Origin of the sequence: Pseudomonas sp. TH07, assembly GCF_016651285.1 — a bacterium.
In the GTDB taxonomy this organism is placed as follows: Bacteria; Pseudomonadota; Gammaproteobacteria; order Pseudomonadales; family Pseudomonadaceae; genus Aquipseudomonas.
Window position 1 is genome coordinate 236427 of the sequence record NZ_JAEKED010000001.1, and the last position, 25130, is coordinate 261556.

26 protein-coding genes and 1 pseudogene are annotated in these 25130 nt (G+C 60.2%); 3 read left to right on the top strand and 24 right to left on the bottom strand.

What is annotated here, in order from left to right; all coding sequences use genetic code 11:
- Nucleotide 1 precedes the first annotated feature (1 nt).
- Both JFU57_RS01100 and leuA read left to right on the top strand, forming a co-directional pair.
- Nucleotides 2-823, top strand: a complete 822-nt coding sequence (locus tag JFU57_RS01100) for a peptidoglycan DD-metalloendopeptidase family protein (RefSeq protein WP_201127729.1) — start codon at nucleotides 2-4, stop codon at nucleotides 821-823.
- Nucleotides 824-1190: 367 nt separating this feature from the next.
- Nucleotides 1191-2870 (top strand): 2-isopropylmalate synthase, encoded by a 1680-nt coding sequence (gene leuA / locus JFU57_RS01105; protein ID WP_201127730.1) that lies wholly within the window; start codon nucleotides 1191-1193, stop codon nucleotides 2868-2870.
- Nucleotides 2871-2955: 85 nt separating this feature from the next.
- On the opposite strand, the gene JFU57_RS01110 is transcribed toward leuA, so the two are convergent.
- The 22 genes and pseudogenes from JFU57_RS01110 to trmJ form a co-directional block, all read right to left on the bottom strand.
- Nucleotides 2956-3369, bottom strand: coding sequence for a hypothetical protein (locus JFU57_RS01110; protein WP_201127732.1), 414 nt, complete (start codon nucleotides 3367-3369; stop codon nucleotides 2956-2958).
- 85 nt (nucleotides 3370-3454) lie between these two features.
- Nucleotides 3455-4246 carry an amidohydrolase gene (locus tag JFU57_RS01115; protein WP_201127734.1) on the bottom strand — a complete coding sequence of 264 codons (792 nt, stop codon included), beginning with the start codon at nucleotides 4244-4246 and terminating at the stop codon, nucleotides 3455-3457.
- Nucleotides 4234-5382: a pyridoxal phosphate-dependent aminotransferase gene (locus JFU57_RS01120; RefSeq protein WP_078472021.1), complete on the bottom strand. Its 1149-nt coding sequence runs from the start codon at nucleotides 5380-5382 to the stop codon at nucleotides 4234-4236. The genes JFU57_RS01115 and JFU57_RS01120 overlap by 13 nt, the downstream gene beginning before the upstream one ends.
- Before the next feature lie 170 nt (nucleotides 5383-5552).
- On the bottom strand, nucleotides 5553-7022 hold the full coding sequence (der, locus tag JFU57_RS01125; protein WP_020298482.1) for a ribosome biogenesis GTPase Der: 1470 nt from the start codon (nucleotides 7020-7022) through the stop codon (nucleotides 5553-5555).
- A gap of 145 nt (nucleotides 7023-7167) precedes the next feature.
- Nucleotides 7168-8319: an outer membrane protein assembly factor BamB gene (gene bamB / locus JFU57_RS01130; protein ID WP_078472022.1), complete on the bottom strand. Its 1152-nt coding sequence runs from the start codon at nucleotides 8317-8319 to the stop codon at nucleotides 7168-7170.
- Nucleotides 8312-8953 (bottom strand): tetratricopeptide repeat protein, encoded by a 642-nt coding sequence (locus JFU57_RS01135; RefSeq protein WP_020298480.1) that lies wholly within the window; start codon nucleotides 8951-8953, stop codon nucleotides 8312-8314. The genes bamB and JFU57_RS01135 overlap by 8 nt, the downstream gene beginning before the upstream one ends.
- A 41-nt stretch (nucleotides 8954-8994) precedes the next feature.
- Nucleotides 8995-10284, bottom strand: coding sequence for a histidine--tRNA ligase (gene hisS, locus JFU57_RS01140; protein ID WP_201127737.1), 1290 nt, complete (start codon nucleotides 10282-10284; stop codon nucleotides 8995-8997).
- 24 nt (nucleotides 10285-10308) lie between these two features.
- Complete coding sequence (gene ispG / locus JFU57_RS01145) at nucleotides 10309-11418, bottom strand: flavodoxin-dependent (E)-4-hydroxy-3-methylbut-2-enyl-diphosphate synthase (protein ID WP_020298478.1); 1110 nt, start codon at nucleotides 11416-11418, stop codon at nucleotides 10309-10311.
- Between the two features lie 3 nt (nucleotides 11419-11421).
- A pseudogene (locus tag JFU57_RS01150) lies at nucleotides 11422-12428 on the bottom strand (helix-turn-helix domain-containing protein).
- Nucleotides 12428-13186 carry a type IV pilus biogenesis/stability protein PilW gene (pilW, locus tag JFU57_RS01155; RefSeq protein WP_201127739.1) on the bottom strand — a complete coding sequence of 253 codons (759 nt, stop codon included), beginning with the start codon at nucleotides 13184-13186 and terminating at the stop codon, nucleotides 12428-12430. The pseudogene JFU57_RS01150 and the gene pilW overlap by 1 nt, the downstream one beginning before the upstream one ends.
- A gap of 12 nt (nucleotides 13187-13198) precedes the next feature.
- A complete protein-coding gene (gene rlmN, locus JFU57_RS01160) occupies nucleotides 13199-14347 on the bottom strand; it encodes a 23S rRNA (adenine(2503)-C(2))-methyltransferase RlmN (RefSeq protein WP_020298475.1) in 1149 nt (382 codons plus the stop codon).
- A gap of 28 nt (nucleotides 14348-14375) precedes the next feature.
- The gene (gene ndk, locus JFU57_RS01165; RefSeq protein WP_020298474.1) at nucleotides 14376-14801 is read right to left on the bottom strand and encodes a nucleoside-diphosphate kinase; all 426 of its coding nucleotides are present in this window, start codon (nucleotides 14799-14801) and stop codon (nucleotides 14376-14378) included.
- A 92-nt stretch (nucleotides 14802-14893) separates the two neighbouring features.
- On the bottom strand, nucleotides 14894-15094 hold the full coding sequence (gene iscX, locus JFU57_RS01170) for a Fe-S cluster assembly protein IscX (RefSeq protein ID WP_020298473.1): 201 nt from the start codon (nucleotides 15092-15094) through the stop codon (nucleotides 14894-14896).
- A gap of 14 nt (nucleotides 15095-15108) precedes the next feature.
- Nucleotides 15109-15450: an ISC system 2Fe-2S type ferredoxin gene (gene fdx, locus JFU57_RS01175; protein ID WP_020298472.1), complete on the bottom strand. Its 342-nt coding sequence runs from the start codon at nucleotides 15448-15450 to the stop codon at nucleotides 15109-15111.
- A 3-nt stretch (nucleotides 15451-15453) separates the two neighbouring features.
- Nucleotides 15454-17316, bottom strand: coding sequence for a Fe-S protein assembly chaperone HscA (gene hscA / locus JFU57_RS01180; RefSeq protein WP_201127741.1), 1863 nt, complete (start codon nucleotides 17314-17316; stop codon nucleotides 15454-15456).
- A gap of 51 nt (nucleotides 17317-17367) precedes the next feature.
- On the bottom strand, nucleotides 17368-17889 hold the full coding sequence (hscB, locus tag JFU57_RS01185; protein ID WP_020298470.1) for a co-chaperone HscB: 522 nt from the start codon (nucleotides 17887-17889) through the stop codon (nucleotides 17368-17370).
- A gap of 8 nt (nucleotides 17890-17897) precedes the next feature.
- Nucleotides 17898-18221 (bottom strand): iron-sulfur cluster assembly protein IscA, encoded by a 324-nt coding sequence (gene iscA / locus JFU57_RS01190; RefSeq protein ID WP_020298469.1) that lies wholly within the window; start codon nucleotides 18219-18221, stop codon nucleotides 17898-17900.
- Nucleotides 18222-18270: 49 nt separating this feature from the next.
- On the bottom strand, nucleotides 18271-18657 hold the full coding sequence (iscU, locus tag JFU57_RS01195) for a Fe-S cluster assembly scaffold IscU (protein WP_007929523.1): 387 nt from the start codon (nucleotides 18655-18657) through the stop codon (nucleotides 18271-18273).
- 97 nt (nucleotides 18658-18754) lie between these two features.
- Nucleotides 18755-19969: an IscS subfamily cysteine desulfurase gene (locus JFU57_RS01200; protein WP_078472029.1), complete on the bottom strand. Its 1215-nt coding sequence runs from the start codon at nucleotides 19967-19969 to the stop codon at nucleotides 18755-18757.
- Nucleotides 19970-20019: 50 nt separating this feature from the next.
- Nucleotides 20020-20511, bottom strand: coding sequence for a Fe-S cluster assembly transcriptional regulator IscR (iscR, locus tag JFU57_RS01205; RefSeq protein WP_007956690.1), 492 nt, complete (start codon nucleotides 20509-20511; stop codon nucleotides 20020-20022).
- A 294-nt stretch (nucleotides 20512-20805) separates the two neighbouring features.
- Nucleotides 20806-21582, bottom strand: a complete 777-nt coding sequence (gene cysE, locus JFU57_RS01210; protein ID WP_078472030.1) for a serine O-acetyltransferase — start codon at nucleotides 21580-21582, stop codon at nucleotides 20806-20808.
- Nucleotides 21575-22354: a tRNA (cytosine(32)/uridine(32)-2'-O)-methyltransferase TrmJ gene (gene trmJ, locus JFU57_RS01215; RefSeq protein ID WP_020298466.1), complete on the bottom strand. Its 780-nt coding sequence runs from the start codon at nucleotides 22352-22354 to the stop codon at nucleotides 21575-21577. Before trmJ ends, cysE begins: the two co-directional genes overlap by 8 nt.
- A 262-nt stretch (nucleotides 22355-22616) precedes the next feature.
- Between trmJ and suhB the strand changes: the two genes are divergently transcribed.
- Nucleotides 22617-23432, top strand: a complete 816-nt coding sequence (gene suhB / locus JFU57_RS01220; RefSeq protein WP_020298465.1) for a type III secretion system regulator SuhB — start codon at nucleotides 22617-22619, stop codon at nucleotides 23430-23432.
- A gap of 104 nt (nucleotides 23433-23536) precedes the next feature.
- Here the strand turns inward: suhB and JFU57_RS01225 are convergent, their stop codons facing one another.
- Together JFU57_RS01225 and secF are read right to left on the bottom strand one after the other, a co-directional pair.
- A complete protein-coding gene (locus tag JFU57_RS01225) occupies nucleotides 23537-24091 on the bottom strand; it encodes a glycine zipper 2TM domain-containing protein (protein WP_078472031.1) in 555 nt (184 codons plus the stop codon).
- Between the two features lie 120 nt (nucleotides 24092-24211).
- The gene (gene secF / locus JFU57_RS01230; protein ID WP_020298463.1) at nucleotides 24212-25126 is read right to left on the bottom strand and encodes a protein translocase subunit SecF; all 915 of its coding nucleotides are present in this window, start codon (nucleotides 25124-25126) and stop codon (nucleotides 24212-24214) included.
- Between the last annotated feature and the right edge of the window lie 4 nt (nucleotides 25127-25130).

Genomic DNA, 25130 nt, shown 5'->3' on the forward strand with positions numbered 1-25130 from the left:
CATGCCGCGCTTTCTGAGCTTCGCGCTACTGCTGTGCCTGACCCTCAACGCCCATGCCGACAGTTACATCACCCGCCTGCTGAACAAGCCGGTGCCTGGCGGTGTGGCCGTGGTCGACCTGGGCAGTGCCGCCCAGGCGCCCAAAGCCACCTACGGAGGCAAACCGGTGCTGGTGGTCAAGGAACAGGACAACTGGCTGGCCATTGTCGGCGTGCCCCTGACCGTCAAACCAGGCACCCAGCAGATCACCGCGGGCGGGCGCAACCTGAGCTTCGTGGTCGGCAGCAAGAAATACCCGGAACAACACATCACTCTGAAGAACCAGCGCCAGGTCAACCCCAATCCGGCCGACCTCAAGCGCATCGACGGTGAACTGGCCGAGCAGATCCGCGCCTACCGCACCTTCAGTCCAAACACCCCGAGCAACCTGCTGCTGGACAAACCGGTCAACGGCCCGCTGTCGAGCAAGTTCGGGGTCCGCCGCTTCTTCAATGGCGAAGAGCGCAATCCTCACGCCGGGTTGGACTTTGCGGTTCCTGCGGGGACGCCGATCAAGACGCCGGCGGGCGGCAAGGTGATTCTGATCGGCAACTACTTCTTCAACGGCAATACGGTGTTCGTCGACCACGGCCAGGGTTTTATCAGTATGTTTTGCCACATGTCGAAAATCGACGTGAAGGTCGGCCAGCAACTGGCCCGTGGCGGCGTGGTGGGCAAGGTCGGTTCGACAGGTCGCGCGACCGGACCGCACATGCACTGGAACGTCAGCCTGAACGATGCCCGGGTCGACCCGGCGATCTTTATCGGCGCCTTCCAACCCTGATCGCCCCGGGGCCGGCTTGCCCAGTTGAATCGCTGGCAGGCTGGCCCGCATAAATTGCGCCACGGGAAACACTCACGCAATTAAAACCATTAATAATGGACAATACCGAAACAAAATCTCGCTATCTTTCGAGTTTCGAGTATTCCTCTCAATTTTTTGCGGTCGCTTGCCATCTTTCACCCCAGTGGTTAGGGTTGGCCTCATGAAAACCTCTCACACCCTCATCCAGCGTCGTCAACATCGAAGCCTCTGCCTCGTCAGCGCACGACTGCCAGGCTGAATCGCGGTGCCTCGTCCCCCCTGCTTCAAAAACCATTGACCCACCGGCAGGCCGCCTCTTTTCGGCCCGGACAATAAGGATTTCCCCATGAGCATGCTCAAAGACCCGTCCTCGAAGTACCGCGCGTTCCCGACCATCAACTTGCCGGATCGCACCTGGCCGTCGAAGACCATCACCAGCGCGCCGATCTGGTGCAGCTCCGACTTGCGTGATGGCAACCAGTCGCTGATCGAGCCGATGGATGCAGTCAAGAAGCTGCGCTTCTGGAAAACCCTGGTCGCCGTGGGCGTGAAAGAAATCGAAGCCTCGTTCCCAGCCGCCTCCCAGACTGACTTCGATTTCGTGCGCACTCTGATCGAAGACGGCCACATCCCGGACGACACCACCATCCAGGTGCTGACCCAAGGCCGTGAAGACTTGATCGAACGCACCTTCGAGTCCTTGCGTGGGGCGAAGAAAGCCATCGTTCACCTGTACAACGCGACCTCCCCTTCTTTCCGCCGCATCGTCTTCAACCAGGACAAGGACGGGATCAAGGCCATTGCGGTCAACGCCGCCAAGCTGTTCGTCAAGTACGCAGCCTTGCAGCCCGAAACCCAATGGCAGTTCGAGTACTCGCCAGAAACCTTCAGCGCCACCGAACTGGAATTCGCCAAGGAAGTCTGCGATGCGGTGATTGAAGTCTGGAACCCGACGCCGACCCACAAGGTGATCCTCAACCTGCCGGCCACCGTCGAATGCGCGACCCCGAACATCTATGCCGACCAGATCGAATGGTTCGGCCGCCATATCAACCGTCGTGACAGCGTGCTGATCAGCCTGCACACCCACAACGACCGTGGCACTGGCGTAGCTGCCACCGAATTGGGCCTGATGGCCGGGGCCGACCGTGTTGAAGGCTGCCTGTTCGGCAACGGCGAACGCACCGGCAACGTCGACCTGGTGACCGTGGCCCTGAACCTCTACACCCAGGGCGTCGACCCTGAGTTGGACTTCTCGGACATCGACGGCGTGCGCAAGGTGGTGGAAGAGTGCAACCAGATTCCGGTACATCCACGTCATCCATACGTCGGCGACCTGGTGCATACCGCGTTCTCCGGTTCGCACCAGGATGCCATCCGCAAAGGCTTCGCCCAGCAGAAGTCGGACGCCCTGTGGGAAGTGCCGTACTTGCCGATCGACCCGGCCGATATCGGCCGCAGCTATGAGGCGGTGATTCGCGTCAACAGCCAGTCGGGCAAGGGCGGTATCGCTTACCTGCTGGAGCAGGAATACGGCATCAACTTGCCACGCCGCATGCAGATCGAGTTCAGCCAGGTGGTACAGCGTGAAACCGACCGCCTCGGCCTGGAGATGACCGCGCAGCAGATCCACGCCCTGCTCCACAGCGAGTATCTGCAAGCCAACACCCCGTATGCGCTGGTCAGCCATCGCCTGCAGGAAGAGAACGGCCACAGCGCCGTTGAAGTCGAAGTGTCGAGCAAGGGCCAGGGCGAGACCAACCTGCACTGGCGCGGCAAAGGCAACGGTGCCCTGGAGGCACTGGTGGCCGGCTTGCCAATCCCGGTGGAGATCATGGACTACAACGAACATGCCATCGGCGCGGGCACCAACGCCAAGGCAGCAGCCTACATCGAGCTGCGGGTCGACGGTGAACGTGCGGTGCATGGCGTGGGTATCGATGAAAACATCACCACTGCCAGCTTCAAGGCTCTGTTCAGCGCCCTGAACCGCTCCCTGAGCCAGCAGGAAGCCAAAGCCGCATAAACCCCGGCCGCAACGCAAAAGGCCCCGAGGTGAACGCCTCGGGGCCTTTTTATTGGGCTTGATGACTCACAGCGAGGGCTCGCCCTCAAGCATGCACATCAACGCTGAACATGGCCTGCAACAGTGCCGCCTGCAAGGTTTGCAGGGTGCTGCTGGTGACTGCGATCTGCGCCTGGATGGTCATCACGCGCTGGGCTTTCTGCTGTTCAGTGGCCTGACTGCGTTGCGCGCTGGCCAGTTCCTGTTGCTGCTGCGCCAACATCTTCTGCGTTTGCTCGATCTGCTTTTTCAGCTCTTCGACCGGGTCACCACCGCCCTTCACCGAATCGATACTGGCGCCGGCAGAGTCGACACGCAGCTCTTTGCTGCCCTCATCCGCCTCGTCCTCGACCGGCGCAAGTACAGTACTGTTGGCGGTGCTCGGATCAGCACCGTTGATCAGGACCTTGGGCGCTGAGACCGGGAAAGGGTTAACCGCTGTGACACCGATACTGGTCATGAATTGAATCTCCCTGGTTGAACCTGCTATCGACCTTCAGCGCCGAATCTTGATAGGCCGCCCATGCAAAAAGCGGCCGTTGCTCTCAGGTGAACACAAAGGTATCGGCGTCCAGGTTGGCCGGGAACCGGGCGCGATAGGCCGCCAGCTCTGCCGCATCCAGGCATACCTGGAATACGCCATCGGCGTCGCCGGCGCTGAGCAGCGTCTCGCCCTGGAAGTCCAGCACCTGGCTGTCACCGGTATAGGCAAAGCCTTTACCGTCGGTGCCCACACGGTTCACAGCAGCCACATAGCACAGGTTTTCAATGGCCCGCGCCGGCAACAGGCGATTCCAGTGCTGGCGCCGCGCACCCGGCCAATTGGCGGTGTACAGCAGCAGGTCGGTGTCGTGGGCATCGCGGCTCCACACCGGGAAGCGCAGGTCGTAGCAAATCAGTGGACGCACTCGCCACCCCTTGAGCTCGAACTGCACCTGACGCTCGCCAGGGGTGTAGTGGTTGTGCTCGCCGGCCATGCGAAACAGGTGGCGCTTGTCGTAGTGCCAGACCTCACCATCGGGCCGCGCCCACAGCAGGCGGTTGCGATGGCTGCCGTCGGCAGCCTGGACAATCACGCTACCGGTGATCACCGCATCGAGTTTCGCGGCCTGGGCGCGCAACCATTTACTGGTGGGGCCATTCTCCGCCTCGGCCAGGGTTTCGGACTCCATGGAAAATCCGGTGGTGAACATCTCGGGCAGGATAATCAGGTCCGCGCCGCGGGCCTGTTCAAGTAACCGCTCGAAGTGCTCGAAGTTGGCCTGGCGATCATGCCAGGCCAGGGTGGTCTGGATCAGTGCCACATTCAGATTGGGTAACGCACTCAAATCACGCATAGCTTCTCTGCCGCTTGACGCAGCGTCTCCTCGCGCTTGGCAAAACACAGGCGTACCAGACGCTGTTCCTGCGGCGGGCTCTGGTAGAACACCGACACCGGAATGGTCGCCACGCCGTGTTCACGGGTCATCCAGATCGCCATCTCGACATCACTCAGGTCCGGACGAATCTGTGAATAGTCCACCAATTGGAAATAAGTACCGGCCACCCGAGTAAAACTGAACCGCGAAGGGGCCAGCAGATCGCAGAACAGATCACGCTTGGCCTGGTAGAACGCTGGCAGCTCTTCGACATGTTCCGGGTGCTCGGCCATGTAGTCGGCCAAAGCGTACTGCAAAGGGGTCACGCCGCAGAAGCTGACATATTGATGCACCTTGCGCAGCTCGGCGCTCAGCGCCGGGGGAGCCACCACATAACCGGTTTTCCAGCCGGTGACGTGGTAAGTCTTGCCGAACGAGCTGACCACGAACGCCCGCTGATACAACTCCTCATGGGCCAGCACGCTGACATGGGGTACACCGTCGAACACCAGGTGCTCGTATACCTCATCACTGACCAGGTAAATGTCGCGATCGCGAATCAGGGTCGCCAACTTATCCAGCTCGGCCCGTGAGATCAGCGCGCCGCTGGGGTTGTGCGGGCTGTTGAGAATGATCATGCGGGTGCGAGGGCTCAGCGCTTCACCGAGCTTCTGCCAATCGATGGCAAAGTCCTTCACGCCCAGTTGCACATGCACGCAACGGCCACCGGCCAGCTCGACCGAAGGTTCGTAGCTGTCGTAGCACGGGTCGAAGACGATTACCTCGTCACCGCGCTGGATCACCGCCTGAATGGCGCAGAAGATCGCCTGGGTCGCGCCAGGCGTGATGGTCACTTCAGTGTCGGGATCAACCTGCACGCCATAGCTGCGGGCGATCTTGGCCGCCACTTGCTGGCGTAGCGCCGGCAGCCCGGTCATGGGCGCGTATTGGTTATGACCGCTGGCGATATGCCGGCCAACGGCGTCGCGCAATGCCTGCGGCCCGTCGAAATCCGGAAAACCCTGAGACAGGTTGAGTGCGCCGGTTTCGGCAGCGAGCTGGGACATTTGGGTGAAGATGGTGGTGCCGACGTTCGGCAACTTACTGGTGATCATGGGGATTCCCTGCTGAACACCCGGCTCTACGGCGGCGCGGGAGAGGCCGAGGATAGCCCAAACGCCGGCCATTAAAAAAGGGTCCATATAGGACCCTTTTTGACAGCAGCTGCGCGCTTCAAGTTTTAAGCGGCACGCTTTGAAACTGGCAGCGTGTCACTCGCCGCTGCTTACTTCTTATCGCGGCGTTTCTTGTCGGCTTTCTTGTGGTGAGTCATCAAACGACGCTTCTTGTTCACCTGACGGTCAGTCAGCGTGTTCTTGTTGCCTTCGTATGGGTTCTCGCCACCCTTGAACTCGATACGGATCGGCGTACCGACCAGCTTCAGGACACGGCGGTAGGTGTTTTCCAGGTAACGCACATACGACTTGGGCACCTTCTCGATCTGGTTACCGTGGATCACGATAATCGGCGGGTTGGCACCACCCAAGTGGGCGTAACGCAGCTTGATCCGGCGGTTGTTGACCATCGGCGGTGCATGCTCGCCTACCGCGTCTTCCAGGATCTGGGTCAGACGGTTGGTCGGCCAGCGGGTCACTGCGGACTTGAACGAGTTCTGGACCGACGCGTAGAGGTTACCCACGCCGGTGCCGTGCAGCGCCGAGATAAAGTGGATATCGGCGAACTCGACGAAGAACAGCCGACGTTGCAGCTCGATCTTCACAAAATCGCGCTCGCTCGGCGTCATGCCGTCCCACTTGTTGATCGCGATCACCAGTGCTCGACCGGCCTCCAGGGCAAAGCCCAGCAGGTTGAGGTCGTGGTCCACCACGCCTTCGCGGGCGTCCATCACAAAGATCACCACGTTGGCGTCTTTGATCGCTTGCAGGGTTTTCACCACCGAGAATTTTTCAACTTCCTCGTGGATCTTGCCGCGCTTGCGCACACCGGCGGTGTCGATCAGCGTGTACTTTTCCTCGTTACGTTCGAACGGGATGTAGATGCTGTCGCGGGTTGTGCCGGGCTGGTCGTAGACGATGACCCGGTCTTCACCGAGCATGCGGTTGACCAGGGTCGACTTGCCGACGTTCGGCCGGCCGATGATGGCGATCTTGATCCCGTCCTTTTCGCTCGGGCCAGGAATGCGCTTGGCTTCCTCGCCTTCGGCAACGATCTCTTCCTCGCCTTCTTCCGGCTCTTCTTCATCTCTCGGGAAATCGCTCAGGGCGATTTCCAGCATCTGGGTGATGCCACGGCCATGAGCACCGGCGATTGGAATCGCGTGGCCCATGCCCAACGGGGCGAATTCGGCGCGGGCCATTTCCGGGTCGATGTTGTCGACCTTGTTGGCGACCACGTAGGAGCGCTTGTTACGCTTGCGCAAGTGCTCGGCGATCATCTGGTCAGCCGCGGTGAAACCGGCTTTGGCGTCTACCAGGAACAGAACGACGTCGGCTTCTTCAATGGCCAGCAGCGACTGCTCGGCCATCTTTTCATCCATGCCATGCTCGTCACCGGAAATACCACCGGTGTCGACCAGAATGTAGGAGCGCCCTTGCCACTTGGCCTCACCGTATTGGCGATCACGGGTCAGACCGGACAAGTCGCCGACGATGGCGTCGCGAGTCCGAGTCAGGCGGTTGAACAAGGTGGACTTGCCGACGTTCGGTCGACCCACCAGGGCGATTACGGGAACCATGCGGCTCTCCACTGCGTTATTTCAGAAAATACAAAAGCCGCTGCGAGGCAGCGGCTGGTGCTCGGGGCAGCACGTTCAAGTGCTACGAGCCTTGCCAAGGCAAGGCCGCCTGGAGACATTGCTGCCCCCAAGCATAGTCAAACCATTACTTGATGGTCAGGGCTTCCAGTTTGCCGCTGTTGCCATACACATAAATCATGTCACCCACCACCAGCGGACGCGCACGCAGGCCGTCGCTGTCGATGCGCTGACGGCCGACGAAACGACCGTCAACCTGGCTCAGCAGATGCAGGTAACCTTCCAGGTCACCGACCGCCACGTAGCTGGAGAACACTTCCGGAGCCGACAGTTGGCGGCGAGCCAGCGAGTCATTGCTCCACAGGGCAGTGGTGGAGCGCTCGTCAACACCTTCAACGGTGCCCGACGACAGGCTCACGTACACGCTGCCAAAACCCTGGGCGACGCCGGCATAGCTGGAAGCATCACGCTGCCAGAGCGGACGACCGCTTTCCAGGTCCAGGGCTGCAACGCGACCCTGGTAGCTGGCGACATACAGGGTGCCACCCGACAGCAGCAAGCCACCGTCGATGTCGACGACCCGATCCAGCTCGGAACGGCCCTGAGGAATAGCCACACGCTGCTCCCACACCGGCACGCCGTTGCGGATATCCAGGGCGACCACTTTACCGGTGGACAGGCCGGCCACTGCCAGGCGGTTGGTCACCACCGGAGCACTGGTACCGCGCAGGGTCAGTACTGCAGGAGTGCTGTCATAGAGCCAGAGTTGGTTGCCGGTGCTGGCGTCGAGGCCAATCACACGGTCGTCCTGGGTTTGCACCACCACCACATCGCCATTGCTGGCAGGTGGGGCGAGGACTTCACTGGTCACGCGAGCGCGCCATTTTTCTTCGCCGCTGGACGCATCCAGGGCAACCACTTCGCCCTTCAGAGTGCCGATCATGACCAGGCCGTAACCTACGCCAACGGCGCCGGAAACAGGCAGTTCAAGGTCTTTCTTCCATTTGACGTCGCCGTTCATGCGATCCAGGGACATCACCACGCCGGTAACGTCCGCGGCATAGATGGTGTCGCCGTCGATGGCCGGAACCAGCATGTTGTAGGTTTCGCCCTGGCCGTCACCGACCGAACGGCTCCACTGCTTCTGCAGGACCACTTCTTCTTTGAAGTCGACCAGCTCAGCCGGTGGCAGTTCTTTTTTGCTGTTGCTGCTGCAACCCGCGGCCAAAATGGCCAGAGCCAGCAATGCTGCATGTTTCCAACGAATCACGTCACGCATCCCCTTTGGCCAGGTCGTCCAGCTTGATTTGTAGGCCACCGACCGCCGCTTCATCAGACAGCGCAGCCTTGGCTTTTTGGTAAGCCGCGTGGGCTTCGTCGATCCGGCCCAGTTGGACCAGCAGGTCGCCCTTGAGCTCTTCACGAGTGGCCAGGAACGACTTGTCAGCATCGCCGTCGAGCAGCTTCAGTGCTTCATCGGCTTTGTTCTGTGCGGCCAGTACCTGCGCCAGGCGCTGGCGTGCAACTTCACCCAGGGTCGGGTTCACAGGCTTGTCTGCAATCGCCTTGAGCTCGCTGGCAGCATCGTCCAGCTTGCCGGTATCGACCGCGACCTTGGCCACGAACAGGCTGCCGTATTGCGCGTAGGCGGTGCCGCCGAACTCGCTGTTGAGCTTGCCGGCCAGGTCCGCAACGCGCGCCGCATCCGGCTTGCCGTCAGGGGTCAGCGTGGTTTCAAGCAATTGCTGATAGAGCATCGAGGCGCCTTGCGACTGGTTGCTCTGATACTTGTGCCAGGCCTGCCAGCCGAACACGATGACCAGCGCCAACAGGCCGCCAGTGACCAGGGGTTTGCCGTTGCGCTGCCACCAGTCTTTGAATTCCGTCAGCTGTTCATCTTCGGTACTCGACACCCCAATACTCCTTAATCGCTAAATTCGGCTGTTTGACAGCTTCAACCCTGCACGACGCAGGTGGCCAGGTGTGCAGCGAGCGCATCCCAGGCAATGCTTTGTTGTTCGCCCTGGCCACGCAGGGGTTTGAAACCTACCACTTGCTGGGCCAGTTCGTCGTCACCGAGGATCAGTGCGTACAGCGCACCGCTCTTGTCGGCCTTCTTGAATTGACTCTTGAAGCTGCCGGCGCCGGCGTTGATCTGCAGGCGCAGGTTTGGCAGTTGATCGCGAACCCGCTCGCTCAAGGCCAGGGCGGCCAGTTCGGCAGCCTCGCCAAAGGCGCAGAGGTAGACATCGACCTGACGGGAAATCTCGTCCGGGATCTGCTCCAGGGTTTCCAGCAGCAGCACCAGACGCTCGATGCCCATGGCAAAACCTACGCCCGGGGTCGGCTTGCCGCCCATCTGTTCCACCAGGCCGTCGTAACGACCACCCGCGCAGACAGTGCCCTGGGCGCCGAGCTTGTCGGTGACCCATTCGAAAACCGTCTTGCTGTAGTAATCCAGGCCACGGACCAACTTGGGGTTGATCACATACGGAATGCCGGCAGCGTCCAGGCGCGCCTTGAGGCCTTCGAAATGCACCCGCGACTCTTCGTCGAGGTAGTCGGCCAGTTTCGGCGCATCCACCAATACCGCCTGAGTCTCGGGATGCTTGGTATCGAGCACCCGCAGCGGGTTGGTTTTCAGGCGGCGCTGGCTGTCTTCATCCAGCAACTCGAGGCGGGCCGAGAGGAACTCCACCAGCGCGTCGCGATAACGAGCACGAGCCTCGGCGGTTCCCAGGCTGTTGAGTTCGAGCTTGACCGCGTCACGAATACCCAGCTCGCCCCACAGGCGCCAGGTCAGCACGATCAGTTCGGCGTCGATGTCCGGACCGTCGAGGTTGAACACTTCGCAACCGATCTGGTGAAACTGGCGATAACGGCCTTTCTGCGGGCGTTCATGGCGGAACATCGGGCCGATGTACCAAAGCTTCTGCACCTGGCCACCGCCGGTAATGCCGTGTTCGAGGACCGCGCGCACGCACGCGGCGGTGCCTTCCGGACGCAGGGTCAGGGAGTCGCCGTTACGGTCTTCGAAGGTGTACATCTCTTTTTCGACAATGTCGGTCACTTCGCCGATGGAGCGCTTGAACAGATCGGTGAACTCGACGATCGGCATGCGGATCTGCTTGTAACCGTAGTTATCCAGCAGGCGCGCCACAGTGCTCTCGAAATAGCGCCACAGGGGCGTCTGCTCGGGCAGGATGTCATTCATGCCACGAATGGCTTGCAGAGACTTGCTCACTAAAAATCCTTAAATTCTGTTGAATCAGCCGCGCGCGATCACCGCAGCGTCAGCTTCGACCTTTTCGGCCGCTTTCTGGCGGATCAGCTTTTCCAGCTCATCCACCAGATTCTCATTCGTCAATTTCTGCGACGGCTTGCCGTCGATGTAAATCAGGTTCGGTGTACCGCCAGTCAGGCCGATATGGGCCTCCTTGGCTTCACCTGGACCGTTGACCACACAGCCGATGACCGCAACATCCAGCGGCACCAACAGGTCTTCAAGGCGCCCTTCCAGCTCGTTCATGGTCTTGACCACATCGAAGTTCTGCCGCGAGCAGCTCGGGCAGGCGATGAAGTTGATACCACGGGAACGCAGATGCAGGGATTTGAGAATGTCGTAGCCGACTTTCACTTCCTCGACCGGGTCAGCCGCCAGCGAGATGCGAATAGTATCGCCAATCCCGTCGGCCAGCAGCATACCGAGGCCCACGGCGGATTTCACCGTGCCTGAGCGCAAACCACCGGCTTCGGTAATGCCCAAGTGCAGCGGCTGGACGATTTCCTTGGCCAGCAGGCGGTAGGCTTCGACAGCCATGAACACATCGGAGGCCTTTACGCTGACCTTGAAATCCTGGAAATTCAGGCGTTCAAGGTGCTCGACGTGACGCAGGGCCGACTCAACCAGGGCTGCCGGGGTCGGTTCGCCGTATTTCTTCTGCAGATCCTTTTCCAGGGAGCCGGCGTTGACGCCGATGCGGATCGGGATCCCGCGGTCACGGGCAGCATCGACCACAGCACGCACACGGTCTTCACGACCGATGTTGCCCGGGTTGATCCGCAGGCAATCGACGCCCAGCTCAGCCACGCGCAGGGCGATCCGGTAGTCGAAGTGAATGTCGGCCACCAGCGGTACCTTGACCAACTGCTTGATGCGACCGAATGCTTCGGCAGCGTCCATGTCCGGGACCGATACCCGCACGATATCCACGCCTGCGGCTTCCAGACGGTTGATCTGGGCCACGGTGGCGGCCACGTCATTGGTATCGCTGTTGGTCATGCTCTGCACCGCGATCGGGGCATCGCCCCCCACAGGCACCGAGCCGACCCAGATTTTGCGGGACTCGCGACGTTTGATTGGAGATTCGCCGTGCATGACTTATTGACCTAACTTCAGGCGAGCGGTCTCGCCACTGGTGAACGGAGCCACATCGACCGCTTGTCCGTTGTAGCTGATTTGCGCGCCACGGGCGTAGCCCAGGCGTACGGCAAATGGCGGCTTGCCCGTCACGTCGGCGGTTTCGCCTTTGCGCTTGAGGCCACTGAGCAGCACCTTGCCATTGCCATCAATAACTTGGGCCCAGCAATCAGCGATGAATTGAATCTGGACCTGACCCGAACCTGCCACCGGGGCTGCTGCGGGTGCCGATACGGCCGGGGCGGCAACCGTTGGGGCAGGCGTTACCGGCGCAGTCGGCGCGGCTGCTGCCGGGGCGCTGACCACCGGAGCGGGCGCGGTATGGGCCGGCGCTGCAACGGTTGGAGCAGAAGCAGCGGGGGCAGCGGGGCTGGCCGGGGCTTCAGCCGGGGTCTGAGCCTGTGGCAGGGCGAGGTTGGTAGCCCCCCTTCAGCCTGACCTTCGACCACGGCCTGGTCTTCCGGCTCGTCGATCGGGTGAATCTGTGTGGTGCCATCGGCGCCTTCGACTTCGACGTGCTCCTGGCCGAACGACGTCAGGTCCTTGCTGCGCAGCGAGGTCTGATCCTGCCACCAGATAAAGCCACCGCCGACCACAGCCACCAGCAGCAACAGGCTGACGATGCGCAAAATGGTATGGGAAACCCGGACCGGTTCTTCAATACGACCCAAGGCATGCACGCTGCTGCCTTGAGAGTCGGAGCCGGTGTAAAGGTCGAACTGCTGGACCAGGTTGGTCTGCTCCATCCCCAGCAACTTGGCGTAGGCACGGATATAACCACGGGAAAAGGTATGTCCCGGCAGCTTGTCGAAAGCACCGGTTTCCAGATTATTCAGCGAGCTCACGGTGAGATTGAGCTTCAGGGCCACTTCTGCCTGCGACCAACCATTGCTTTCGCGGGCCTGACGCAGGGTCTCACCGGGGTTTACGCGAGTCACTGCTAGAACTTCGGGATGCGCCGCTTTCATCATTGCTCCGACAGGTATTGCTGATATTCCGGCGTACCGGGATAGAGTCGTTTTAATTGCAGACCATAACTGGCGGCCTTGTCGCGATCTTCAAACACATCCGCCAGCCGAACGCCGAGCAATAGACTACGTGCATTTTGCTCGCTCAGCAGGCTAAAACGGTCGTAATAGTCGCGTGCGGGGACATAATGCCTGTCTTCGAAGGACAACTCAGCCATTTCCAGCAAGGCGTGCGGTTGTTGACGATTCAGACGCAGGGCTTTTTCCAGTTGCTGCTGGGCCAACTCACGCTGCCCCAATTTCTTTGCGGTTATGCCAAGGTTCTCGAACACGCGAGAACGCTCGGGGTACAGGGTATCAGCAGCAGCCTGTTCAAAGCGCTGATAAGCCTCTTTGTAACGTTTTTCTTCGAAGAGAAAGCTGCCGTAGTTATTGAGGATCCGAGCATCAGCAGGGCGCGAGGCCAAGGCCTTGCGAAAATGCTCGTCGGCCAGCTTCGGCTCCATCTCGGCCTGGAACACCAGCCCCAGGGCGGCATTGGCATCGGCGTCCGACTCATCCAGCTCCAGGGCTTTCTTCAGCGGCACCTTGGCACGTTCGGTCATGCCCTGTTGCAGATACCCCAAACCCAGTTGCACATAGGCCTGACGCGCTTCGTCGCGGCCCTTGCTGGTGTTCAGCGGGTTGAAATCACCCGACAGAACGCAGCCAGCCGAGAGGCTGACAACCAGCAACAGCAGCGCAACGCGAAAGGTCATGGAGAGCCTCTCTCAAGTACGATTCGCGGCGCTTTGCGGCATATCGGCATCAGCGCTCAACTCGCGCACCGCAATATAGCGTTCGCTGCGACGGGTGCGGTCCAGCACCTGCCCGACCAGTTGGCCACAGGCGGCATCGATATCCTCACCACGGGTGGTGCGCACGGTGACGTTGAAACCGGCGTGATGCAGCTGGTCCTGGAAACGACGGATGGCATTGTTGCTCGGCCGCTCGTAACCGGAGTGCGGGAACGGGTTGAACGGGATCAGGTTGATCTTGCACGGAATGTTCTTGAGCAACTCGATCATTTCAACCGCATGCTCGACCTTGTCGTTGATGTCCTTGAGCAAGGTGTACTCGATAGTCAGCACGCGCTTTTCGCCCAGGGACGACATGTAGCGCTGGCAGGACTCGAGCAGCATCTTCAGCGGGTACTTCTTGTTGATCGGCACCAGCTGGTTGCGCAACGCATCGTTGGGAGCGTGCAGGGACAACGCCAGCGAGACGTCGATGTGCTTGGACAGTTCATCGATCATCGGCACCACGCCGGAGGTCGACAGGGTCACTCGGCGCTTGGAGATGCCGTAACCCAGGTCGTCCATCATCAGGTGCATGGCCGCGACGACGTTGTCGAAGTTCAGCAGCGGCTCGCCCATGCCCATCATCACCACGTTGGTGATGGCACGGTCGGCGGTCGCCGGGATGCTGCCGAACGATTTATTGGCAATCCACACCTGACCGATGACTTCGGCGGCGGTGAGGTTGCTGTTGAAACCTTGCTTGCCGGTGGAGCAGAAACTGCAATCCAGGGCACAGCCTGCCTGGGACGAAACGCAAAGAGTGCCGCGTTTGCCCTGGGGAATGTACACGGTCTCGACGCAGCTGCCGGACGCCACGCGCACCACCCATTTACGGGTGCCATCGCTGGAGATGTCCTCGCTGACGACTTCAGGACCGCGAACCTCAGCAATCACCTTGAGCTTGTCGCGCAAGGCTTTGCTGACGTTCGTCATGGCGTCGAAATCATCGACGCCAAGGTGGTGAATCCATTTCATTACCTGACCGGCACGGAAACGCTTCTCCCCGATTGAGTCGAAGAATTTTTCCATTTCCTGTTGAGTCAGACCCAACAGGTTGGTTTTTACAGTCGATGTAGTCATGGATTCACCTTCACTCTTAAGCCAATGCTTAGCGAGTGGTTACTTCAGTAGCAGCGAAAAAGTAAGCGATTTCGCGAGCAGCAGCGGCTTCGGAGTCCGAACCGTGAACGGCGTTGGCGTCGATGGACTCGGCGAAGTCAGCACGGATGGTGCCGGCAGCAGCTTCTTTAGGGTTGGTAGCGCCCATCAGCTCACGGTTCAGAGCGATAGCGTTTTCGCCTTCCAGAACCTGAACAACAACCGGACCGGAAGTCATGAAGGCAACCAGCTCGCCGAAGAAACCACGAGCGCTGTGCTCAGCGTAGAAGCCTTCGGCTTCAGCTTTGGACAGTTGCTTCATTTTCGAAGCTACAACGCGCAGGCCGGCTTCTTCGAAACGGGAAACGATCTTGCCGATGACGTTTTTTGCAACAGCGTCAGGCTTGATGATGGAGAAAGTACGTTGAACAGCCATGGTGTAACTCCAGAAACGGTAATTTGCGAAAAATTAAACCCGCGAATTATACGCGGGTTTATAGGGATTGCCTAACTGCGTACAGCGCGGATTCAGTCCGCTTCTTCAATCCAGGCAGCCTGAATTGCTTCAAGAACTTTCTCGCCACCGCGAGCCGGATCGTCGCTGAACTCCGGCAGTGCCAGAACCCACTTGTGCAGATCGACAAAGTTTACATAGCGCGGATCCACTTCCGGCCGGGATTCGGCCAGTTGAATCGCGATTTCCAGCACATCAACCCACTTCAGACTCATGACTATTCCTTGAATCAGTGCGGCGCTTCGGCGGCATGGTTGAGCGAGTATTTCGGGATTTCGACGGTCAGGTCTTCTTCACCGACGATCGCCTGGCAGGACAGGCGCGACTGAGGCTCAAGCCCCCAGGCCTTGTCCAGCATGTCTTCTTCCAGCTCGTCCGCTTCATTCAGCGAATCGAACCCTTCACGAATCACGCAGTGGCAGGTGGTGCAGGCACAGACACCGCCGCAGGCGCTTTCGATCTCGATATGGTTATCGTGGGCCACTTCGAGAATCGAGGTACCGGGCGCAACCTCTACAACCAGACCTTCCGGGCACAGCACGGCATGTGGCAGAAAAATGATCTGCGGCATCAGTTATTCCTCGATTTCATTCAAGTTGCGCCCCGCCAGCGCGGCTTTCACCGTCGAATCCAGGCGTCGGGCAGCAAAAGCATCGGTCACTTGCGACAGACGCTTGGTCTGCTGCTCGATGGCGTAACCATCGGTACCCTTCATCAGTTCGGCCAGTTCCTGCATCTGCAACTCGATGACCATGCGCTCTTCGGCATCCAGCAGGCGCTCGCCATCAGTCTCCAGGGCGCCTTGCACCGCCTCGATCAGGCGCTGGGCATCGACCTGCTGCTCGCGCAGGACACGGGCGACCTTGTCGTCGCCGGCATATTGGAACGAATCCTTGAGCATCTTGGCGATTTCACCATCGGTCAGGCCGTAGGACGGCTTGACCTGGATGCTGGCTTCAACGCCCGACCCCAGCTCACGGGCCGCCACACTGAGCAGGCCATCGGCATCGACCTGGAAGGTCACGCGGATTTTCGCCGCACCCGCCACCATCGGCGGAATACCGCGCAATTCGAAGCGCGCCAGGGAGCGGCAATCGCTGATCAGCTCGCGCTCACCCTGCAGCACGTGAATCATCATGGCCGACTGGCCATCCTTGTAGGTGGTGAAGTCCTGGGCACGGGCGACGGGGATGGTGGTGTTGCGTGGAATCACCTTCTCCATCAACCCGCCCATGGTTTCCAGCCCCAGGGACAGCGGAATCACGTCCAGCAACAGCAGTTCGCCGCCGTCACGCTTGTTGCCGGCCAAGGTATCGGCCTGGATCGCGGCCCCGATGGCCACCACTTGATCCGGGTCGATTTCGGTCAACGGCTCACGCCCGAACATCTCGCCGACGGCCTGGCGCACGCGTGGCACACGGGTCGAACCGCCGACCATGACCACTGCCTGCACATCATCGAGCTCGACATTGGAATCACGCACCGCACGGCGGCACGCCTTGAGGCTACGCGCAACCATGGGTTCGATCAGAGCGTCGAACTGCTCACGAGTCAGCGCCGCGCGCCATTCGCCATAGACCACGTCCATCGAATCGGCGTGGGTCAGGGCTTCCTTGGCGGCGCAGGCGGTTTGCAGCAAACGACGCTGCGCGCCTGGATCGAGATCGGCCGACAAACCGGCACTGTCGATGATCCAGCCGGCAATCGCGTGATCGAAGTCATCGCCGCCCAGGGCGGTGTCGCCACCGGTGGCCAGCACTTCGAACACACCGCCGGTGAGGCGCAGAATGGAAATATCAAAGGTGCCGCCGCCCAGGTCATAGATCGCCACCACGCCTTCGGCGTGCTGATCCAGGCCATAGGCCACCGCCGCTGCGGTCGGCTCGTTGAGCAAACGCAGCACATTCAGACCCGCCAGTTTGGCCGCGTCCTTGGTCGCCTGACGCTGTGCGTCGTCAAAGTAGGCCGGAACGGTGATCACCGCCCCTACCAACTCGCCACCCAGGGTCGACTCGGCGCGCTGACGCAGCACCTTGAGGATCTCGGCGGAGACTTCGACCGGGCTTTTCGGGCCCTGCACCGTGTCGATGAACGGCATGTGCGACTCGCCATCGACAAAGCGATACGGCAACTGCTCGCCCAATTGCTTGACGTCGGACAGACCACGACCCATCAAGCGCTTGACCGACAGCACGGTATTCAAGGGATCGGCAGACGCTGCCAGCCGGGCAGACTCGCCGACCTCGACACGATCAGCGTGGTAGCGCACGGCGGAAGGCAGGATGACCCGCCCTTCAGCGTCCGCCAGCGGTTCGGAAAGACCACTGCGCAATGCAGCGACCAGCGAATTGGTGGTGCCCAAGTCGATCCCCACAGCCAGACGACGCTGGTGCGGTTGAGGACTTTGGCCGGGTTCGGCGATCTGCAGTAGGGCCATGGTAATCAGGTCTTATCTGTCTATCAGGCGTGCAACATGGGCAGCACTGGGTTAATCGTCGAGGCGCTCTTCTAACTGGCGCACTTCATACGTGAGCTTGTCGAGGAACTGCATGCGCCGCATCAGGCGTTCGGCCTGTTCGCGTTGCGCTGCATCATCCCAACAAGCTGCAAAGCTTTCGTTCAGCTCATCCTGCGCGACTTTCAGACGCCGTTTGAACACCGCGACACCCGCCAGGTCGGCGCTGTCCTGCAGGTCTTCGAGTTCTTCGCGCCACTGCATCTGCTGCAGAAGAAACTCCGGATCATGCACCGTGACCTCCAGCGGCAACTCGCGACCGCCCATGGCGAGCAGGTAGCGCGCACGCTTGGGAGGGCTTTTGAGCGTCTGGTAGGCCTCGTTGAGGCTCGCGGATTGCTCGAGCGCCAGCCGCTGCTCACGCTCGGAAGCGTCAGCAAAACGGTCGGGGTGGACGCCGCGCGCCAACTCACGGTAGCGCGTAGCCAACTGCTCGAGGTCCAGGCGAAAGCTGGGCTGCAGTTCAAATAAAGCGAAATGACAAGGAGTACCCACAAGAAGCCTCAGATGTTGAAGCTTTCGCCGCAGCCACATTCACCGCGTACGTTGGGGTTGTTGAACTTGAAGCCTTCGTTCAACCCTTCCTTGACGAAATCCAGTTCGGTGCCGTCCAGATAGGTCAGGCTTTTCGGGTCGATGATCACTTTCTCGCCGTGACTTTCGAACACCTGATCGTCTTCACCCACCTCGTCGACGAACTCCAGCACGTAGGCAAGGCCGGAACAGCCCGTGGTGCGAACACCCAGACGAATCCCATCACCCTTGCCGCGCCCGTTGAGGGAGCGTCGCACGTGTTGAGCAGCCGCTTCTGTCATGCTGATAGCCATCGTGACTCCTTACTTGTCGCTCAATCTGTGAAAGCTGAATCCGAATGAATCAGATCAGGCCTTTCTTCTGCTTGTAGTCGCGAACAGCGGCCTTGATGGCGTCTTCCGCGAGTACCGAGCAGTGGATTTTCACTGGCGGCAGGGCCAGTTCTTCGGCCAGCTGAGTGTTCTTGATGGTTTCAGCCTCGTCCAGGGTCTTGCCCTTCATCCACTCGGTGGCCAGGGAACTGGAGGCGATGGCCGAACCGCAGCCGTAAGTCTTGAACTTGGCATCTTCGATGATGCCTTGCTCGTTGACCTTGATCTGCAGGCGCATCACGTCGCCGCACGCCGGAGCGCCGACCATGCCAGTGCCGACATCAGGGTCTTCCGCGTTCATCTTGCCGACGTTGCGCGGGTTTTCGTAATGGTCGATGACCTTTTCGCTGTAAGCCATGATTCTTAATCCTCACTCATCAGAGAGTCGCTCTTGGGGTCCTGCAAATCGCCGTAATCGATACGTTCGGCAGAACCCGCTGGCGGCGACTTATATATCAGTGTGCCGCCCACTCGATTTTCGAGATGTCGACGCCGTCTTTGAACATGTCCCACAGCGGCGACAGAGCGCGCAGCTTGGTGACGGCCTCGCAGACTTTCTGCGCGGCGTAATCGATTTCTTCTTCGGTGGTGAAGCGACCGAAGGTGAAGCGGATCGAGCTATGGGCCAGTTCGTCGTTGCGGCCCAGGGCGCGCAGTACGTACGAAGGCTCAAGCGAAGCCGAGGTGCAGGCCGAACCGGAGGATACTGCCAGGTCCTTGAGGGCCATGATCAGCGACTCGCCTTCAACGTAGTTGAAGCTCAGGTTCAGGTTGTGCGGTACACGGGCGGTCATGCTGCCGTTGATGTACAGCTCTTCCAGATGCTCGACCTGCTTGTAGAAGCGATCGCTCAGAGCCTTGATGCGCAGGTTCTCGGCAGCCATGTCTTCCTTGGCCACACGGAACGCTTCGCCCATGCCGACGATCTGGTGGGTCGCCAGGGTGCCGGAGCGCATGCCGCGCTCATGACCGCCACCGTGCATGGTGGCTTCCAGACGCACGCGCGGCTTGCGGCTGACGTACAGCGCGCCAATGCCTTTCGGACCGTAGGTCTTGTGGGCCGAGAACGACATCAGGTCGACTTTCAGCTTCTGCAGGTCGATATCGACCTTGCCAGTGGACTGGGCGCCGTCGACGTGGAACAGAACGCCCTTGGAGCGAGTCAGTTCGCCGATGGCGGCGATGTCGTTGACGGTACCGATCTCGTTGTTCACGTGCATGATCGACACGAGGATGGTGTCGTCGCGCAGTGCGGCTTCGACCATGGCCGGAGTGATCAGGCCATCTTCGCCCGGCTCGATGTAGGTGACTTCAAAGCCTTCACGCTCCAGTTGGCGCATGGTGTCCAGGACAGCCTTGTGCTCGATCTTGGAGGTGATCAGGTGCTTGCCCTTGCTGCCGTAGAAGTGCGCGACACCCTTGATTGCCAGGTTGTCGGATTCGGTGGCACCGGAAGTCCAGACGATCTCACGCGGATCGGCATTCACCAGGTCAGCCACTTGGCGACGGGCGTTTTCGACCGATTCTTCGGCCTTCCAGCCAAACACGTGGGAACGGGACGCCGGGTTACCGAAGTTTCCGTCGACCAGCAGGCATTCACTCATCTTTTGCGCGACACGCGGGTCAACCGGGGTGGTCGCTGAGTAATCAAGGTAAATCGGCAATTTCATGGACTCTCTCCTAAATCAGGCTGGCTGGCGTTCCGCTGGCTCTTTGGCTGTCATTCGACGGCGGACGCTTCGATCTTATCCAGGCGTGGCGCCTTGCCATTACAGCGGCGCTGATCCTGACGCTGGGCTACTTCTTGCACCTCACGGCGAGTCACAAGGTCAGCCAAGCTGATACCGCTCAGAAATTCGTGAATCTGCAGGCTCAGATCACACCACAAGTGGTGAGTCAGGCAGGTGTCGCCGGAATGGCAGTCACCCTGGCCCTGGCATTTGGTGGCATCGACCGATTCGTTCACCGCATCGATCACCTGAGCTACCTGGATTCCCTGCATGTCGCGCGACAGCTGATAGCCGCCACCCGGGCCACGCACACTGGACACCAGGTTGCTGCGGCGCAGCTTGGCGAAGAGCTGTTCGAGATAGGACAGGGAGATGCCTTGGCGCTCAGAGATATCGGCCAGGGACACCGGGCCATGTTGCGCGTGCAACGCCAGGTCGAGCATGGCAGTTACCGCGTATCGGCCTTTAGTAGTGAGTCGCATGGACAATTACCACAGAGTGTTTCGGGATGAGGGCGAGTATGCAATACCCGAGTAATCGAGTCAACTATAAGACCAACTACTTTAGTCGGGTTTACCCGCAAAAGAGCGCGCGAATCATAGCAAAGTCTGCGGCGTAATGGCACATCCCGGCGCTGGCGGCCGACCTGCGGGAGATCAATGCACCATCAAAACGACATCATCCGCCCCGCCCAATCTAGCTCGCCGGCGATCCAGAGGCCGATGATCCGAGGCAGATCGCCATCAACGCACACGCATCGACTTGCGCCAGCAGCCTTAGCCGACCTGACTGTCGCCCTTGTCCTTGACCCCGGCAAAGTCCTCTTCGCGCAGTGCTGGCAGATCCTGGGCGCAATAGTTGCTGCCCAGGTCTTTCAATGCTCCGCACATGCCTTCAAGGCGACCATCGACCGCCTGCAGGTGATCCAACAACTGGCCAATGGCGCGAGCCACCGGGTCCGGCATGTCTTCGCTGACACCGTAGGCATCAAAGCCCAGCTTCTCGGCCATGGCCTTGCGCTTGGCTTCCTGCTCATCATCGGACTTGATAATGATGCGCCCAGGAATCCCCACCACCGTCGCGCCCGCGGGCACGGCCTTGGTCACCACCGCATTGGAACCGACCTTGGCCCCGGCACCAACAGTGAATGGGCCCAGGACCTTGGCGCCTGCCCCTACTACCACACCATCTTCCAGGGTCGGGTGGCGCTTGCCTTTATTCCAGCTGGTGCCACCCAGGGTAACGCCCTGGTACAGGGTCACGTCATCGCCGATCTCGGCGGTTTCACCGATGACGATGCCCATGCCGTGGTCAATAAAGAACCGACGCCCGACCTTGGCCCCCGGGTGAATCTCGATCCCGGTCAACCAGCGGCCGAAGTTCGACACCAGCCGCGCCAGCCACTTCCACCCCATGCCCCACAGCGCGCCCGACAGGCGATGAATCCAGATGGCGTGCATGCCCGGGTAGCAGGTCAGCACCTCAAAGGCATTGCGCGCCGCCGGATCACGGTGAAAAACACTCTGGATATCTTCACGCAAACGCTCAAACATCTTCATTCTTCCGCTTGATGAGCTCGCCACGGGCCGCTTTCTGGGTCTCCGTGAGGATGCCTCGCAAAATATTCATTTCCGCCCGGCTGACCGAGCTGCGACCGTACAACCGACGCAGGCGCGCCATCAAGTGCCGCGGCTTTTCCGGATCGAGGAAGTCGATGGCCACCAGCGTCTGCTGCAGATGCTCGTAGAACCGCTCCAACTCATCCATGGTCGCCAGCTCATCGCTGCGCGGCGACGCCACTTCATCCTTCTCGACCTTGCTCGGCCGGCCTTCGGCCGCCAGCCAGGACATGCGCACCTCATAGGTCAACACCTGCACCGCCGTCGCCAGGTTCAGCGAACTGAACTCAGGGTCCGACGGGATATGCACATGGAAGTGACATCGCTGCAGCTCGTCATTGGTCAGGCCGGAATCTTCACGGCCGAACACCAAGGCGATCTGTGCGCCCTGCCCCGCCTCTTCCACCACCTTCAACCCGGATTCACGGGGGTCGAGCAAGGGCCAGGGAATACGCCGATCACGGGCACTGGTACCAAATACCAGGGTGCAGCCCGCCAGCGCCTCTTCCAGGGTGGCGACGACCTGCGCATTTTCCAGGATGTCCGTGGCGCCAGAGGCACGGGCATCAGCCTCGTGGGACGGGAAAATCCGCGGCTCAACCAGCACCAGCCGCGACAGGCCCATGTTCTTCATGGCACGCGCAGCCCCACCGATATTCCCGGGATGACTGGTATTGACCAGGACGACACGAATGTTCTGCAGCAAGGGAGGCGCTCTCGGACACGGAAAGGGGAGCAAATCTTACAGAACAGCCAGCAGTCACGCCTCAAAAATAACCGAGAGCCCCGGATACACTAAGCGGCGCGCACCTTCTAGCGCCTTGCGCAAACGACCGCTGGTCAAAAAGTGCGCACATTTACTGGGTCAGCGCCCCGCTCAAAATGAGGAAAGCGAATGTCGACCTTCATCTGCAAAAGTTTTCTGCTAGAATGCTCGGCTTTCTTTAACAACCTTAGGTGACACATCCATGCAGCCAATGCTGAATATCGCGCTGCGCGCCGCCCGCAGCGCCAGTGAATTGATTTTCCGCTCCATCGAGCGCCTGGATACCATCAAGGTCGACGAAAAAGACGCCAAAGACTACGTATCCGAAGTTGATCGCGCTGCCGAGCAGAAGATCATCGATGCGTTGCGCAAAGCCTACCCAACCCACGGCATCCTCGGTGAAGAAACCGGCCTGCACGCGGGCAGCGGTGAAGGCGAAGAATACCTGTGGATCATCGACCCACTGGACGGCACCACCAACTTCCTGCGCGGCATTCCTCACTTTGCCGTCAGCATTGCCTGCAAATACCGTGGTCGCCTGGAACACGCCGTTGTTCTGGACCCGGTTCGCCAGGAAGAATTCACCGCCAGCCGCGGTCGTGGCGCCCAACTGAACGGTCGTCGCCTGCGCGTCAGCGGCCGCACCAGCCTGGACGGCGCCCTGCTGGGTACTGGCTTCCCGTTCCGTGACGACCAGATGGACAACCTCGACAACTACCTGGGCATGTTCCGCGCCCTGGTTGGCCAGACCGCCGGCATCCGCCGCGCCGGTGCCGCCAGCCTGGACCTGGCTTACGTGGCCGCCGGCCGTTTCGATGCTTTCTGGGAGTCGGGCCTGTCCGAGTGGGACATGGCTGCGGGCGCCCTGCTGATTCAGGAAGCGGGCGGCCTGGTGAGCGACTTCACCGGCGGTCACGACTTCCTGGAAAAAGGCCACGTGGTTGCCGGCAACACCAAGTGCTTCAAAGCGGTCCTGACCGCCATCCAGCCGCACCTGCCGGCTTCGCTGAAGCGCTAAGCGCCAGCGACAAAAAAGCACCCTACGGGGTGCTTTTTTATGCCAGAAAATACTCAGCCGATAAAAAAGCCGCCCCTGAGGACGGCTTTTTTATCGGCCCGAGCTTACTGCCCCGGCTGTTCCTGATTCTGACTCAGGATCAACTTGCCTTCTTTATTGACCGGAATCTGGTTACCCGGATCACGATCCATACGCACCTGGCCTTGCTTGCCATCCAGTTCGTACTTCACGTCATAACCCACGACCTTGTCGCTGATGTCATTGACGGTGTTACAGCGAGTCTGAGTGGTGGTGTAGGTATCACGCTCCTGCATGCCTTCCTGCACCTTGTTACCGGCATAACCACCACCCACTGCACCCGCCACGGTGGCGATCTTTTTGCCGTTACCGCCGCCGATCATACTGCCCAGCAAACCACCGCCAACCGCACCGGCCACCGTACCAAGGATCTGATGCTCATCCTTGACCGGGCGCTGACGGGTTACCGCGACGTCCTTGCAGACCTCGCGTGGAGTCTTGATCTGTTGTTTAACCGGCTGAACTGCCAGCACTTGCGCATACTCAGGGCCGCTTTTAACCAGGCTGTAGGTGGCAACAGCACCCCCGGCAGTCACACCGACAGCACCCAATACCGCACCAACCAGTAACGACTTGTTCACGTGAACCTCCTGACCATCACAAGCGGGACAAGCCCGCGCTTCTCCCAGCCTTGGAGTAATAAAAAAGGCGCGAGTTCAATACTCGCGCCTTTTTAGGTGACTGCTGGAAGGTGATGACCGTTATGGGCGGTCGTCCACTTCCTTCTCGGTATTGGCAGGAGGAATCAGATCCTCACTGCTCAGGTTCAGCCAGATCAGCACCACGTTGGCGATGTAGATCGACGAGTAGGTACCCGCCAACACACCGACAAACAGTGCGATGGAGAAGCCCCACAGGTTGTCGCCACCGAAAAACAGCAGCGCAGCAATCGCCAGCAAGGTGGAGATCGAGGTCGCCATGGTGCGCAACAGGGTCTGAGTGGTCGAGATGTTGATGTTCTCGATCAGACTGGCCTTGCGCAGCACGCGGAAGTTCTCACGCACCCGGTCGAAAACCACGATGGTGTCGTTGAGCGAGTAACCGATGATCGCCAGTACCGCCGCCAACACCGTGAGGTCGAAGGTGATCTGGAAGAACGACAGGATACCCACGGTCACGATCACGTCGTGGACCAGCGAGACAATGGCACCGACCGCGAACTTCCACTGAAAGCGGAACGCCAGGTAGATCAGGATGCCTCCCAGCGCCATCAGCATGCCGAGGCCGCCCTGGTCGCGCAGCTCTTCACCCACCTGCGGGCCAACGAACTCGACGCGCTTGACCTGTGCCGGGTTGTCACCGCCAACCTTCTGCAAGGCGGCTGCGACCTGATGGCCCAGTTGCGGGTCTTCACCCGGCATCCGCACCAGCAGGTCGGTGGTTGCACCGAAGCTCTGCACGATGGCGTCGTGATAACCCGATTCGCTCAGTTGCGCGCGAACCTTCATCACATCCGCCGGACGCTCGTAGGTCAGCTCGATGAGCGTACCGCCGGTGAAGTCCAGACCGTAGTTCAGGCCCTTATGGAACCAGCTGAACAACGCCAGAACGGTAAGGAGCAATGTGACGCCGAACGCAACGTTGCGCACGCCCATGAAGTTGATAGTACGTAACATGGCA